Origin of the sequence: Sphingosinithalassobacter sp. LHW66-3 (assembly GCF_050703275.1) — a bacterium.
Taxonomy (GTDB): Bacteria; Pseudomonadota; Alphaproteobacteria; order Sphingomonadales; family Sphingomonadaceae; genus Sphingomonas.
In genome coordinates this window covers 2,122,163-2,135,758 of record NZ_CP193482.1, presented here as the reverse complement: position 1 = coordinate 2,135,758, position 13,596 = coordinate 2,122,163, and the positions used below count along the sequence as shown (strand labels likewise).

The following is a 13,596-nucleotide window of genomic DNA, read 5'->3' as shown; positions in this document are numbered from 1 at the left end:
GCGGACGGGGGGCAGCAGGTGGCGAACGGCATCTTCATCCATCGCGAGGACTCCCGCTATCGCGACAGTCCCGCCGAGCGCTATCACTTCCCGCGCCAATATCTCGCGCGCGTGCAACGCTGCATCGGCGACTGGATCGTCTATTACGAACCGGTCAAGGTGCCCGGCACGCGCGGCTATTGGGCGGTGGCGCGCGTCGCCGATGTGGTTCCCGATGCGGAGGCGGTGGGCATGTACTATGCCCGGATCGCGCCGGGCGATTTCGTCGAATTCAGCCACCCCGTTCCGCGCGTGGTGAACGGCGCACCCGTCGAGCGCGATCTGGTGAACGCGCAATGGGCGGTCCGCCCGCTTTCCCGTGCCGATTTCGCGCGCATCGTCAGTCTCGGCCTTCCCGACGAGGAAGATCTTCTGCCCCGGGTCGACGTAGCGCGCGACAATCGGCTTCAGGAGGAGCGCGCAGCGTTCGACTATGGCGATGTCGAGCGCCCGCGCGTGCTGACGTCGCGCGCGCACCGCGACCGCGCGTTCCGCAGCGCCGTGCTTCGCGCCTATGATTCGCGCTGCGCGTTCACGGGCTTGAAGCTGATCAACGGCGGTGGCCGTGCCGAGGTAGAGGCGGCGCACATCAAGCCCGTGAGCGCCGGCGGTCCCGACAGCATCAGCAACGGGCTGGCACTGTCGGGCACGGTACACTGGATGTTCGACCGCGGGCTGCTTTCGCTCGGCGACGATCTCTCGATCCTCGTCTCGCGCCAGGTCAACGATCACGACGGACTGGCGGCTTTGCTCAACCGAACGGGCAAGGCAGCCCTGCCGGCCGCCGCAAGAGATCGGCCGCACCCGCATTTCCTCGAGTGGCACCGGGCCAACTGCTTCAAACACTGATCACACGCCCGTCCCACCCCGCCGCCGATCCGGACAAGCCGGGCTTTCGTGTCCCGCAATCATGCTTGCGCCGCCAGCCGGTTGCTGCTGCACCGCAGCATCCCCATCTCCGCGCCTTCGCCGCAGGAGAAACGAACACATGGCATCCGCAGCCCCGCCCGCCGCGGCGCGAGTCGCGCTCATCCATTTCGCGCTCGCGATGGGCGGCTTCGCGATCGGCACCACCGAATTCGCGACGATGAGCCTGCTGCCCTATTTCTCCGAGGGGCTCGGCATCGACACGCCCACGGCGGGGCATGTCATCAGCGCCTATGCGCTCGGCGTGGTCGTCGGCGCGCCGTTGCTCGCGGTGCTCGGCGCGCGGATGCCGCGGCGAACGCTCCTCATCCTGCTGATGGCGGTGTTCGCGCTGGCGAACGGACTCAGCGCGCTGGCGCCCACCTACGAGACCATGCTGCTCTTCCGCTTCCTCAGCGGATTGCCGCACGGCGCCTATTTCGGCGTCGCCTCGCTCGTCGCCGCCTCGCTGGTGCCGCCTGAGAAGCGTACCCAAGCAGTCGCCAACGTGCTCCTCGGGCTCACCGTCGCCACGGTGATCGGCGTGCCGCTCGCCAATTGGCTCGGCCAGGCGGCCGGCTGGCGCTGGGGCTTTGCCGTGGTCGCCGGGCTGGCACTCGCCACCGCGCTCAGCGTCGCGGCGGTCGCGCCGCGCGATCCGGGCGATCCGCAGGCGAGCCCGATGCGCGAGCTTTCCGCGTTGAAGAGCGGCCAGCTCTGGCTCACCCTCGGCGTCGGCGCGATCGGCTTCGGCGGCATGTTCTGCGTCTACACCTATGTCGCCTCCACCCTGCTCGAAGTGACGCGGGTTTCCGAAGCCGTGGTGCCGATCGTGCTCGCCGTGTTCGGCCTCGGCATGACCGCGGGCAACATCGTCGTGCCGCGCTTCGCCGATCGCGCGGTGCTGCTCTCCGCCGGCATCCTCTTGCTCTGGAGCGCGGCCGTGCTCGCAGTCTACACGCTCGCGGCGGGCAATGTCTGGAGCCTTGGCGTCACCGTCTTCGCGATCGGCTGGGGCGGCGCGCTCGGCCCGATCCTCCAGACGCGGCTGATGGACGTCGCGCGCGAGGGCCAGGGGCTCGCCGCCGCGCTTAACCATTCGGCGTTCAACACCGCCAATGCGCTCGGCCCATGGCTCGGGGGAATGGCCATCGCCGCCGGCTGGGGCCTGCCTGCGACCGGGCTGGTCGGCAGCGGGCTCGCGCTCGGCGGCTTCGCGATCTGGCTCGTCGCCTGGTCGCTCGAGCGCCGCCGAACCACGGCCGAACGGCTCGCCTGCGCCTGATCGTCACGGTTCAGGAACAATCGCACGTGCCTGCCGTTGGCGGGCTATGTTCTGTGTTCCTGCTGCTCCCCGGCCGCGTGGATGGAGCCTCGCGCTTGCGCTGCTGACCGCGCCGGCGCTCGCCGGCTGCCAGGACTATCCGAAAGACATCGCCGACACCTATCGGCAGGTCGAGGCGCGCGGCGAGCTGCGCGCCGGCATCGTCTCGGCGCCCGCCGACACGATGGCGCGCGAACATGCACTTGCTGCGCGCCTCGCCGAAGAGGAGGGAGTCGCACTGCACACCGTCGAGGACAGCAGCGCGCTGCTGGTCCGGGCGCTCGAACAGGGCGAGATCGACGTCGTCATCGGCCGCTTCGCCAGGGAGACTCCCTGGTCGGGGCGAGTCGGGATCAGCGGCGCGGCGGGCGGAGGCAAGCCGGAGAAGACCGCACCGGTCCTGCGTGCGCTGGTGCGCGCGGGCGAGAACCGCTGGCTGATGCGCGTCGACCGTCACCTGGGGGGCATGGATTGAAGCGCATCCCCGCCGAAATCGAACAGGATGTCGCCCGCGCGCGCCGCCTCGAATGGTGGACGCTCGGCTGGCAGCTGTCGATCATCGTGATCCTCTATTTCGTTCTCGGATCGAGCCAGGCGCTCAAATCCGCTTGGGTCGAGGACATCCTCGGCCTCGTCCCCGCCGCGGTGTTCCTGATCGCGCTGCACTGGGAGCAGAAGGCGCCGGACCGCCGGATGCCGTTCGGCCATCTGCGGATGAACAGCCTTGCCTTTCTCGCCGCCGCGTCGGCGCTGGTCGTCATGGGCGGTTGGCTGATCTTCGATTCGGGCATGAAGCTGCTGATGGCCGAACATCCCACGATCGGCCCGATGACCATCGCGGGCGAGCGGATGTGGGCGGGGTGGCCGATGATGGCGGCGCTCGCCTATTCGGTCGTTCCGCCGGTGATCCTGGGCCGCATGAAGCAGCCGGTGGCCAAGCGCATCCAGGACAAGGTGCTCTATACCGACGCGCTGATGCAGAAGGCCGACTGGATGACCGGCCTTGCCGCGATCGTCGGCATCGCCGGTGTCGGATACGGCCTGTGGTGGGCCGATTCGGCCGCGGCGCTGCTGATCGCGCTCGACATCGCGCACGACGGGCTGCGCGCGCTGCGCGTCGCGGCCGCCGAGCTTGCCGACGGGGCACCTCGCGCGCTCGACAGCAGCGACATCGCCGAGGACGCGCGGGCGCTGCACGATCATCTTCAGGCGCGCTATCCCGGCGCGCGCATCCGGCTGCGCGAGACCGGCCGCTACATCATGGCACAGGTCCATGGCGCCACACCGCCCGCCGAGCGCTGCGATCCGCGCGACTTCTGGCCCGAAGCCGTGCCGAACCAGTGGCGGCTCGCCAGCGTCTCCTTCGCGCCCGACGGGATCGACTTCGATCACCGTCTCGGCTGAGCGAGCGGCGACCGCGCTCAGAACCCGCTCAACAGGCTCGCCACATTGGCGCCCAGCGCGTCGACCGCATAGCCGCCTTCCATCACCACCGCGGTCGGCCAGCCGCACGCCGCGATGTCGCGCGCCAGCACTGCGTAATCGTCGGTTTCCAGCGCGAAGTGCGAGATCGGATCTCCGGCATAGCTATCCGCGCCGAAGCTCAGCACGAGAAAGTTCGGGCCGAAGCGCGCGATCGCTTCCAGCGCCCGGCCCTGCGCGCGGCGGAACTGCTCGAGCGCGGCGCCCTGCGCGAGCGGCAGGTTCAGCGTCGCGCCGGCACCCGCGCCTTCGCCGGTCTCGTCTTCATGCCCCCAGTAGAAGGGATAGTCGGTCGCCGGATCGGCGTGAACCGAGGCGTAGAACACGTCGCCGCGCTCCCAGAAAATGTCCTGCGTGCCGTTGCCGTGGTGATAGTCGATGTCGAGGATCGCGACGCGCGCGCGGCCCGCGTCGCGCGCCGCCTGCGCCGCGACCGCGGCATGGTTGAGATAGCAATAGCCGCCGCAATAATCGGCGCCGGCATGATGGCCGGGCGGGCGCGACAGCGCAAAGGCGGTGCGTGCGCCGTCCAGCACCGCCTGCGTCGCCGCCAGGGCGCTCTGGCTGGCCCAATAGGTCGCCTGCCACGTTTCCGGCGTGATCGGCGTGGATGCGTCGAAGCTATAGCGGCCGATCAGCGCGTCGACACGCTCGAGCCGCAGCGGACGGCGCCCGACCACCGGCCAGACATAACCGCCGGCATCGCCCGGTCGCCCGGCCGCGCGCCAGCGCTCCGCCACGGTCTTGAGGAAATCGAGATACTCGGCGGTGTGGACAGCGCGTAGCGGCGCCTCACCGCGGTCCGCGGGCTGCTCGACGGACCCCAGCGCCCGGCGCAGCGCCTCGGCGCGCGCGGGCGATTCGGCATAGGACACATAGCTGCCGTTGTGCAGCTCGCGCGCGGGCGCGTGTGCCAGTTGACGCGCGTCGAAGAAGCAGCGCACCGCCGGATCAGACGCGGGGAGCGTGCTGTCGCTTCGCGCGCCGATGCAGCGCCAGCCGGCGCGGCGACGGAGCGAAGCGCAGCACCAGATATCCGCCCAGCGCCGACAGGATCGATCCCGAAAGGACGCCCAGCTTCACTTCGTCGACCAGCAGCTCGTTGCCCGGGAAGGCAAGGCCGCCGATGAACAGGCTCATCGTGAAGCCGATGCCCGCGAGCATCGAGACACCGTAGATCTGCGCCCAGGTGCAGCCCGACGGCTTCGGCGCGAAGCGCAGCCGCGTGGCCAGCCAGATGCTGCCGAGGATGCCGATCTGCTTGCCCAGGAACAGGCCCAGCGCGATGCCGAGCGGGAGCGGAAGCAGCAGTACCGCGGGCGTGAGGCCGGCGAGCGAGACGCCGGCGTTCGCGAATCCGAACAGCGGCACGATCGCATAGGCCGACCAGGGCGCGATCGCATGCTCCAGCTTGTGGAGCGGCGAATCGGCGTCGTCCGGCGCGGCGGGCGACTTGGTGATCGGGATCATCATCGCGGTCAGCACGCCCGCGATCGTCGCGTGCACGCCCGAGAGGAACACGAAATACCAGAGCACCACGGCGAAGGCGAGGTAGATCCACAGCCGCTTCACGCCGCTGCGGTTGAGCACATACATCACCAGCAGCACCACCGCCGCGGCGAACAGCGCCAGTGTGTTGAGCCCGGCGGTATAGGCGATTGCGATGATCGCCACCGCTCCCATGTCGTCGACGATCGCCACCGTCGTCAGGAACAGCTTGAGCGACGTAGGCGCGCGCTTGCCGAGCAGCGCCAGCACGCCGATCGCGAAAGCGATGTCGGTCGCCGCCGGGATCGCCCAGCCGCTCACCAGCGTGTCGTCGCCCCAGGTGACGCCGAGATAGATCGCCGCCGGCACGACCATCCCGGCCGCTGCGGCGACCACCGGCATCCGCCGATGTTCCCAGCTCGCGAGCCGGCCGTCGACGAACTCGCGCTTGATCTCCAGCCCGACGAGCAGGAAGAAGATCGCCATCAGCGCATCGTTGATCCACAGATGCACCGTCATGTCGCCGTATTTCGGCGAAATCACCGGGCCGGTATGGAAATGGAGGAAGCCGAAATAGGCGTCCGCAGTCGCCGGCAGGTTCGCTGCCACCATCGCGAGCACCGCCGCGGCGATCAGGACGATACCGCCCGATGCCTCGCTGTGCAGGAAATCGCGCAGCGCCGAGCGCGTGCGGCGGGCCGGTTTCTGCTCCATCATGCTCCTTCCCTGATCCGCCTTCCTCCTATCGGCTGGAATCGCCTGCGCAAACCCCTTAAGCGGCGGCAATGGAAGCATCCGCCGGTCTCAGCATCCGCCGCAATCCCCTGATCGACTGGTGGCGCGAACATGTCGTCCAATCGGTCGATCACGTCCGGGTGATCGACAAGCTTCGCGGCGAATCCAGCTGGGGCGGCCGCTATGCGTTCATGACGCTGATGTCGGCCGGGATCGCGGTGCTCGGGCTGCTGCTCTCCTCGCCGGCGGTGGTGATCGGCGCGATGCTCATTTCGCCGCTGATGGGGCCGATCATCGGCCTGGGCTTCGGCCTCGCCACCTTCGACGGAGTCGAGATCCGCACCTCGAGCATCGCGCTCGCGCTCGGCGTGGTGCTCGCCGTGCTCTTCTCCGCGCTCGTCGTTGCCCTGTCGCCGCTCCAGAACGTCACCGAAGAGATCGCGGCGCGCACGCGCCCCAATCTCTTCGATCTGATGGTGGCGCTCTTCTCCGCGCTCGCCGGTGCCTATGCGATGGTGCGCGGGCGCGAGGGCACGGTGGTGGGCGTCGCCATCGCCACCGCGCTGATGCCGCCGCTGTCGGTGATCGGCTTCGGCCTTGCCACGCTCAACTGGACCGTGTTCGCCGGATCGACGCTGCTCTTCTTCACCAACCTGATGACGATCGTCGGCGCGGCCGCGATCGTCGCCCGCTTCTACGGCTTCGGCGCGCACCTCTCGCCGCAGCACACGATGCTGCAGACGGTGCTGGTGTTCGGCAGCTTCATCGCGCTCGCCATTCCGCTCGGCTTCACGCTCAACCAGATCGCCTGGGAAGTGACCACTTCGGCCCGCGCGCGCGACGTGGTCCTCGCGCAGTTCGAAGGCGGGGCCCGGATCAGCCAGATCGACGTCGCCTTCAACGTCGAGCCGCTGCGAGTCGAGGCGACGGTGCTGACCCCGGAGTTCTCGCGCGACGCCGAAGCGGGCGCCGCCGCGACGCTGCGCCAGTTGGTCCGCCGCGACGTCGCCGTCGAGATCGAGCAGGTCCAGGTCGGCACCGCCGGCCAGGCCGAAGCCGAGCAGATCGCCTCGGCCCAGGCGAGCGCGCGCCAGAGCGCGGCCGATCAGGTCGCCGCGCGCGTCACCGAGCAGCTTGCGCTGATCGCCGGGGTCGACGGCAGCGCAGTCGTCACCGATCGGGGCAATCGCCGCGCGGTCGTCAATGCCCAGCCGCTGCCGGGCGCGAGCCTCTCCGCCTATCGCACGCTCGAGACGCGCGTGGCGGCCGCCGCGAGCGACTGGAGCGTCACGCTGGTCCCGCCCGCGGCGCCGCTGCCGCCGGTGCCGTTCGGCCCGGAAGGGCCGGACAGCGACGGGCGGGAGGCGATCGCCACCGCGGCGTGGGGCGCGCGGCGGCTCAACCTGCCGATCGGGGTGGCGGGCGCCGATGCGCGCGTCGAAGCGGTCGTCGAAGCGCTGCGCGACGCCGGCGCCCGTGCCGAACCGATCGACGGTGCGGGCACGCCCGCCGGAGCGGTCCGGCTGCGCTGGCTCGCCCCGGCGGACATCGCCGCGGCGCTCCCCTAGCCGCTATGTCGTACGCGCCAGCGCCTGTGCGATCAGCGCGCGCGTGCCCGCGATGCCATAGAGCGCGATGAAGCTCCCCATCCGCGGCCCCTGTTCGGATCCGAGCAATGTCTCGTACAGCGCCTTGAACCAGTCGCGCAGAGTCTCGAAGCCGCCGGTCTTGCCGATCTCATAGACGATGTTCTGGATGTCCTCGGCCGATGCACCCGCCGGCAGGCCCGCCAGCTCGGCGTCGAGCCGCTGCAGCGCCTCGATCTCCACGCCCTCGGGGGCACGGCGCTTGAGCGTCGGCGCGACGAAATCGCGGGCATAGGCAAGCGCATAGCCGATCAGCCGGTCGAGCGCGGGATGCGCTTCCGGCGCGGCATCGGGCAGATAATTGGCGAGATAGCCCCACACCTGCTCCTTGCTCGCCTCGCCCATCACGCCGACCAGGTTGAGCAGCAGCCCGAAGGTGACCGGCAGCGCCTCGGCGGGCACGTCGCCATTGTGGATATGGTGCACCGGATTGCCGAGCTTCTGCTCGATCGGCTGCTCGGGATAATTGGCGCGGAACTGCCAATATTCGTCGACCGCGCGCGGGATGACGCCCAGGTGCAGCTGCTTGGCCTTCTTGGGCTCGCGATAGGCATAGAAGGCGACCGATTCCTCGGGGCCATAGGTCAGCCATTCCTCGAGGCTGAGGCCATTGCCCTTCGACTTGCTGATCTTCTCGCCCTTCTCGTCGAGGAACATCTCGTAGATCAGCCCCTCGGGCTTCCGCCCGCCCAGCACCCGCGCGATCTTGCCCGACTGCACGCCGCTGTCGGTCAGGTCCTTGCCGTACATCTCGTAATCGACGTCGAGCGCCACCCAGCGCATCGCCCAGTCGACCTTCCACTGCAGCTTGGCGCCGCCCTTGAAGATGCACTGCTCGACGGTCTCGCTCTCGTCCTCGAACCGCACCAGCCCGGCTTCGGCATCGATCACCTCGACCGGCACCTGCAGCACGATCCCGCTCTTCGGGCTCACCGGCAGGACGGGCGAATAGGTCGCCGCGCGCTCGGCGCGCAGCGTCGGCAGCATGATGTCGAGGATCGCCTGATAGTTGCGCAGCACGTTGCGCAGCGCATCGTCGAACGCGCCGCTGGCATAGCGCTCGGTGGAGGAAACGAATTCATAGTCGAAGCCGTAGCGATCGAGGAATTCGCGCAGCAGCGCGTTGTTGTGCGCCGCGAAGCTCTCGTGGGTGCCAAACGGATCGGGGACGCGGCTCAGCGGCTTGCCCAGATGCTCGCGCAGCATTTCCTGGTTCGGCACATTGTCGGGCACCTTGCGCATGCCGTCCATGTCGTCGCTGAATTCGATCAGCCGGGTCGGAATGTCGGACAGCGTCTCGAACGCATGCCGCACCATCGTCGTGCGCAGCACTTCGTTGAACGTGCCGATGTGCGGCAGCCCCGACGGGCCATAGCCGCATTCGAACAGAACATGCCCCTTGGCCGGCGGCGCATTCTCGTAGCGCTTGAGCAGCCTGCGCGCCTCTTCGAAGGGCCAGGCCTTGGATGCGAGCGCGGCGGCGCGGAGTTCGGATCGATCGGTCATCCGCCTGCCTGTGCCGCCTCGCGCTTCGAATCGCAATCACTGCCGGCGCGCGGCTTGCGCAGGTGTGCAATAGTGCCGTAACACAGCAGCACGTCAGTTGGAGGAGGAAGAGGCATGAGAAGGCTCCTGGTCGCCTGGGGCGCGATTGCCGCGATCGCCGGCACCGGCTGCGCACAGACGCCGCCTCTCCGGACGGTCGAGACGCATCCCACCGCTCCGGCGCAACGGTTGTTCCCCGCCGACTCGGAAGTGCAGGCCGTGCTCGACTCGCTGGTGGCGCAGGGGCGCGTGAAGGGAATCGCGGTCGGGCTGATCGAACCCGACGGCAGCCGCCGTACGCTGTTCGCGGGAGATACCGGTGCGAACGCACGGCCGGTCTCCGCCGACACCGTTTTCGAGCTCGGCTCGCTCAACAAGACCTTCACCGGCACCCTGCTCGCCGACGCGGTTCGGCGCGGCGAAGTTTCGCTCGACGATCCCGTGGCGAAATATCTGCCGTCCCAGGTGCGCGTGCCATCGCGGAACGGGCGCGAGATCACCTTGCTCGATCTCGCCACGCACAGCTCGGGCCTTCCGCGCATTCCCACCGGATATGCGCCGCCCGATCCCGCCGATCCCTACGCCGCCTTCGGCGAGGCCGAGCTTTATGCCTTCCTGTCGGGCTACACGCTCGAGCGCGAAATCGGCGCAACGCCCGAATATTCGAATCTCGGCATGGGATTGCTGGGCCATGCGCTCGCGCGCGCCGCGGGAGCCGAAACCTATGCCGATCTCGTGCGCGCGCGGATCCTTGAGCCGCTCGGGATGGAGCGGACCGCCTTCCCGCGGCGGGGCGAGGCCGATCTCGCCCTGGCCACCGGCCACGATGCCGACGGCGTACCGGTTCCCCATTGGCATGTCGCGACTCTAGGTGGCGCCGGCGGGCTCAACGCGCCGCTCGGCGACATGCTCGCCTATCTCGAAGCGCAGCTGGGCCCGCCGACGCGCCCGATCGAAGGGGCGATGCGCGAGGCGCACCAGCCCCGCCGCCCGCTCGAGGACGCAGGCTGGCAGATCGGCCTCGGCTGGCAGGTGCGCGACCGCGACGGACATCGGCTCGTCAGCCACGGCGGCGGCACCGCCGGATTCAGCACCATGCTGGGCTTCGATCCGGAAAGCGGCGCCGGAGCCGTGATCCTCGCCAACAGCGCCGAATTCGGTGCGCGCGACGAGCTCCTCTCGCAGCTGCTCTTCGGCGGCCCGGTCGTCACGCCACCGGCGGGCGCGCTGGCGGACTATGCCGGCACCTACCGGCTGCGGCCCGGTCTGGACGTCACCGTCGCCGTGCGCGACGGCAGGCTCCACGCGGCGCTCCCAGGTCAGCCCGAAGTTCAGCTGTTCGCCGCCGAGGATGGCAGCTTCTACCCGCTCGTCGCGCCGGCACGGTTCCGGTTCGCGCGCGATCCCAGCGGCGCCGTGACCGGGATGACGCTGACGCAGGGAGAACGCAGCGCGACCGGCGCGCGGGTCGGATAGCCGCGCGCTCCCGCCGCGCCTCCCGGCCGGCTCCCTTACTCGGCGCGCGCCGAGGAGGGTGTTTTTCGCTGTCCTACAGCGGAACATTTGTGCAACATGGGCGGATGCTGCCTGTCGCCCCCTGTTCGGCCGCGCGCGCGCCGCAGCCTGTCGTGCTCCGCTCACTATCGCCCGCCCCTGCGCGCGCGCGGGAGCGCGCGTGCGCGTTGAGGTGCGACTTTAGTGCGACCTTCGGCGGTTTTGCGTGAGTTTGGCCGCCCCCCCGCATCCCGCGATCCACGCCAGCCACTCCGGCGTGTGGATTGCCATGCCCGACGGCGAGACGCGAGTCGCCGGACGCGGCGAGGCGATCCGGCTCGCCGCCGACACGCCGGTGCTGCTGCTCAACGCGCCGCTGGTGGGGCAGCGGCTTGGCCATCCCGAGCTTTCCGGTCTCGACCTGCTCGAGCTCTTCGCCTTTCTGCGCCCCGCGCGCTTCATGGTGCCCACGCCCAAGGGGCTTGCCCGCGCGGTCGATCTGTCGCCGCCCGAAACCGATGCCGATGTCGCGCCCTTCCTGCGCGAAGCCGCGGCGTCGCTGCTGGCGATGGCCGAAACCGACTGGCCCGAGCGCGAGGGCGCGTGGCACGCCGTCCAGTCGCTGATGCGGCTGCGCTGGCCCTGGGCCCCCGCGCTCGTCCAGCGGATCGCACAGCCGGAGCGCGCCGAGCGATGGCTGTTCTCGAAGCTGCCCGAATGGAGCGAACAGCCGCCGCGCCCCGCCCCACGCACCGTGACGCTGGACGAAGGCGCCGTCGCCAGCCGGCTCGCGCAGCTCACCGGCAGCGCCGCCGAGCGCCGCCAGGGCCAGCGCGACTATGCCGCCGCCGCCGCGCGCGCCTTCGCCCCGCGCGACCGGCGCGATGCGCCCAATCTGGTGCTCGCCGAAGCGGGCACCGGCATCGGCAAGACGCTCGGCTATCTCGCCCCCGCCTCGCTCTGGGCGCAGGAGGCGCAGGGCGCGGTGTGGATCTCGACCTTCACCAAGGCGCTGCAACGCCAGCTCGGCCATGAAAGCGAGCGGCTGTTCCCCGATCCGGCGACTCGCAAGCGCCGCATCGTCACGCGCAAGGGCCGCGAAAATTACCTCTGCCTGCTCAATCTCGAGGATGCGCTGCAGGGTGGATTCGCCGGCCGCGCGGCGATCCTGGCGCAGCTCGTCGCGCGCTGGGCCGCCTATAGCGCCGACGGCGACATGATCGGCGGCGACCTGCCCGGCTGGCTGCCGACGCTCTTTCGCCGCAACGGATCGACCGCGCTCACCGACAGGCGCGGCGAGTGCATCTACGCCGGCTGCCCGCATTATCGAAAATGCTTCATCGAGCGGGCGGCGCGCGCCTCGGCCGACGCCGATATCGTCATCGCCAATCACGCACTGGTGATGGTCAACGCCGCGCGCGGGCGCGAGGCGACGACTCGCCCGACTCGCTATGTCTTCGACGAGGGGCATCATCTCTTCGAGGCGGCCGATGCGATGTTCTCGACCGCGCTCTCGGGGCAGGAGGCGATCGAGCTGCGCCGCTGGGTCACCGGCCCCGAAACAGGATCGCGCGGGCGCCGCCGCGGGCTCGCCGCGCGGCTTTCGGATGTCGCCAGCTATGACGAGGAGGGCGGCCGGGCGATCTCCGCCGCAGTCGATGCCGCGCGCGCGCTGCCGTCGGACGGCTGGCTCCAGCGGCTGAACGAAGGACAGCCGTTCGGCCCGATCGAAGCGTTGCTCGCGGCGGTGCGGGGGCTCACCTATGCGCGCTCGGAAAAGGAAGGCGATGCGGGCTACGGCCTCGAAACCGAACTCGCCGAGCCCGATGCGGCACTGGTCGATGCCGCGGGCCCTGCCGGCGAGGCGCTCGACGCATTGCTGCGCCCGCTCGTCACGCTGGGACGTCGGCTCGAAGCCGTGCTCGCCGACGCGCCCGACTGGATGGACGCGCCGGCACGCGCGCGGATCGAGGGCGCGATCGCGTCGCTCGGCTGGCGCACCGACACCGTCGGCGCCTGGTTGGCGCTGATCGCGCGCATCGGCGGCCCTGCCGACCCGGCGTTCGTCGACTGGCTTGCGGTCGACCGGATCGAGGGACGCGAGTTCGACGTCGGGCTCCACCGCCACTGGCTCGATCCTGCCAAGCCGTTCGCCGAGACCGTCCTCAAGCCCGCGCATGGCGCGCTCGTCACGTCGGCGACGTTGCGCGCCGGCGGCGACTGGGACGTAGCCGAAGCCCGCGCGGGCGCGGTTCATCTGCCGCAGACGCCGGCACGCTTCGAAGCGCCGAGCCCGTTCGACTACGGCAATCAGGCCGAGGTGCTGATCGTCACCGATGTGAAGCGCGGCGACATGCCCGGTCTCGCCAACGCCTATGCGCGGCTGATCGTCGCGGCGGGAGGCGGCACGCTCGGGCTGTTCACTGCGGTACGGCGGCTGCGCGCGGTGCATGCCCGGATCGCCGATCGGCTGGCGCGCGAAGGGCTTCCGCTCAATGCCCAGCATGTCGATCCGATCGATACGGGAACGCTGGTCGATATCTTCCGCGACGATCCGCGCGCCTCGCTGCTCGGCACCGATGCCTTGCGCGACGGAGTCGACGTGCCCGGCGATTCGCTGCGGCTGGTGGTGATGGAAGGCGTGCCCTGGCCCAAGCCGACCGTGCTCCACGCTGCGCGCCGGCTCGCCGACGGCGGCAAGGCCTATGACGACCGGATCGTGCGTGCGCGGCTGGCGCAGGCGTTCGGCCGGCTGATTCGCCGCGCCGACGATCGGGGCACCTTCGTGCTGCTGTCGGCGGCGATGCCGACGCGGCTGCTCGCTGCCTTTCCGGCGGGCACGCCGGTCGCTCGGGTCACGCTCGACGAAGCGATTGCGCGCGTGCGGCTTTCCTCGGGCGCCGGCTTGCGGCATGAGGCCTCGGCGACCGCCTGAGT

General features: G+C 70.0%; 10 protein-coding genes. 7 read left to right on the top strand and 3 right to left on the bottom strand.

Annotated features, from left to right (window positions below):
- Positions 1 to 18: 18 nt before the first annotated feature.
- From ACQ450_RS10460 to ACQ450_RS10445, 4 genes are all read left to right on the top strand, one after another.
- On the top strand, positions 19 to 888 hold the full coding sequence (locus ACQ450_RS10460; protein WP_431469226.1) for an HNH endonuclease: 870 nt from the start codon (positions 19 to 21) through the stop codon (positions 886 to 888).
- A 139-nt stretch (positions 889 to 1,027) separates the two neighbouring features.
- Positions 1,028 to 2,230: an MFS transporter gene (locus ACQ450_RS10455; RefSeq protein WP_431469225.1), complete on the top strand. Its 1,203-nt coding sequence runs from the start codon at positions 1,028 to 1,030 to the stop codon at positions 2,228 to 2,230.
- Between the two features lie 46 nt (positions 2,231 to 2,276).
- Positions 2,277 to 2,744 (top strand): hypothetical protein, encoded by a 468-nt coding sequence (locus tag ACQ450_RS10450; protein WP_431469224.1) that lies wholly within the window; start codon positions 2,277 to 2,279, stop codon positions 2,742 to 2,744.
- On the top strand, positions 2,741 to 3,673 hold the full coding sequence (locus ACQ450_RS10445; RefSeq protein ID WP_431469223.1) for a cation diffusion facilitator family transporter: 933 nt from the start codon (positions 2,741 to 2,743) through the stop codon (positions 3,671 to 3,673). The genes ACQ450_RS10450 and ACQ450_RS10445 overlap by 4 nt, the downstream gene beginning before the upstream one ends.
- 17 nt (positions 3,674 to 3,690) lie before the next feature.
- Here the strand turns inward: ACQ450_RS10445 and ACQ450_RS10440 are convergent, their stop codons facing one another.
- Positions 3,691 to 4,695: a histone deacetylase family protein gene (locus tag ACQ450_RS10440; protein WP_431469222.1), complete on the bottom strand. Its 1,005-nt coding sequence runs from the start codon at positions 4,693 to 4,695 to the stop codon at positions 3,691 to 3,693.
- A 7-nt stretch (positions 4,696 to 4,702) separates the two neighbouring features.
- Positions 4,703 to 5,956, bottom strand: coding sequence for a Na+/H+ antiporter NhaA (gene nhaA, locus ACQ450_RS10435; protein WP_431469221.1), 1,254 nt, complete (start codon positions 5,954 to 5,956; stop codon positions 4,703 to 4,705).
- A gap of 68 nt (positions 5,957 to 6,024) precedes the next feature.
- Here nhaA and ACQ450_RS10430 point away from each other — a divergent pair, with 68 nt between their 5' ends.
- Positions 6,025 to 7,542 (top strand): DUF389 domain-containing protein, encoded by a 1,518-nt coding sequence (locus ACQ450_RS10430; RefSeq protein ID WP_188053392.1) that lies wholly within the window; start codon positions 6,025 to 6,027, stop codon positions 7,540 to 7,542.
- A gap of 3 nt (positions 7,543 to 7,545) precedes the next feature.
- On the opposite strand, the gene ACQ450_RS10425 is transcribed toward ACQ450_RS10430, so the two are convergent.
- Positions 7,546 to 9,126, bottom strand: coding sequence for a lysine--tRNA ligase (locus tag ACQ450_RS10425; protein ID WP_431469220.1), 1,581 nt, complete (start codon positions 9,124 to 9,126; stop codon positions 7,546 to 7,548).
- Positions 9,127 to 9,240: 114 nt separating this feature from the next.
- Between ACQ450_RS10425 and ACQ450_RS10420 the strand changes: the two genes are divergently transcribed.
- A complete protein-coding gene (locus ACQ450_RS10420) occupies positions 9,241 to 10,641 on the top strand; it encodes a serine hydrolase (protein ID WP_431469219.1) in 1,401 nt (466 codons plus the stop codon).
- A gap of 307 nt (positions 10,642 to 10,948) precedes the next feature.
- Positions 10,949 to 13,594 carry an ATP-dependent DNA helicase gene (locus ACQ450_RS10415; protein ID WP_431471208.1) on the top strand — a complete coding sequence of 882 codons (2,646 nt, stop codon included), beginning with the start codon at positions 10,949 to 10,951 and terminating at the stop codon, positions 13,592 to 13,594.
- The last annotated feature ends 2 nt before the right edge of the window (positions 13,595 to 13,596 follow it).

Excerpts from the sequence above, each read along its gene's own strand:
- nhaA (WP_431469221.1), bottom strand. The coding sequence starts at position 5,956 with ATGATGGAGCAGAAACCGGCCCGCCGCACGCGCTCGGCGCTGCGCGAT.
- ACQ450_RS10455 (WP_431469225.1), top strand. The coding sequence starts at position 1,028 with ATGGCATCCGCAGCCCCGCCCGCCGCGGCGCGAGTCGCGCTCATCCAT.
- ACQ450_RS10425 (WP_431469220.1), bottom strand. The coding sequence starts at position 9,126 with ATGACCGATCGATCCGAACTCCGCGCCGCCGCGCTCGCATCCAAGGCC.
- ACQ450_RS10420 (WP_431469219.1), top strand. The coding sequence starts at position 9,241 with ATGAGAAGGCTCCTGGTCGCCTGGGGCGCGATTGCCGCGATCGCCGGC.
- ACQ450_RS10430 (WP_188053392.1), top strand. The coding sequence starts at position 6,025 with ATGGAAGCATCCGCCGGTCTCAGCATCCGCCGCAATCCCCTGATCGAC.
- ACQ450_RS10415 (WP_431471208.1), top strand. The coding sequence starts at position 10,949 with ATGCCCGACGGCGAGACGCGAGTCGCCGGACGCGGCGAGGCGATCCGG.
- ACQ450_RS10450 (WP_431469224.1), top strand. The coding sequence starts at position 2,277 with ATGTTCTGTGTTCCTGCTGCTCCCCGGCCGCGTGGATGGAGCCTCGCG.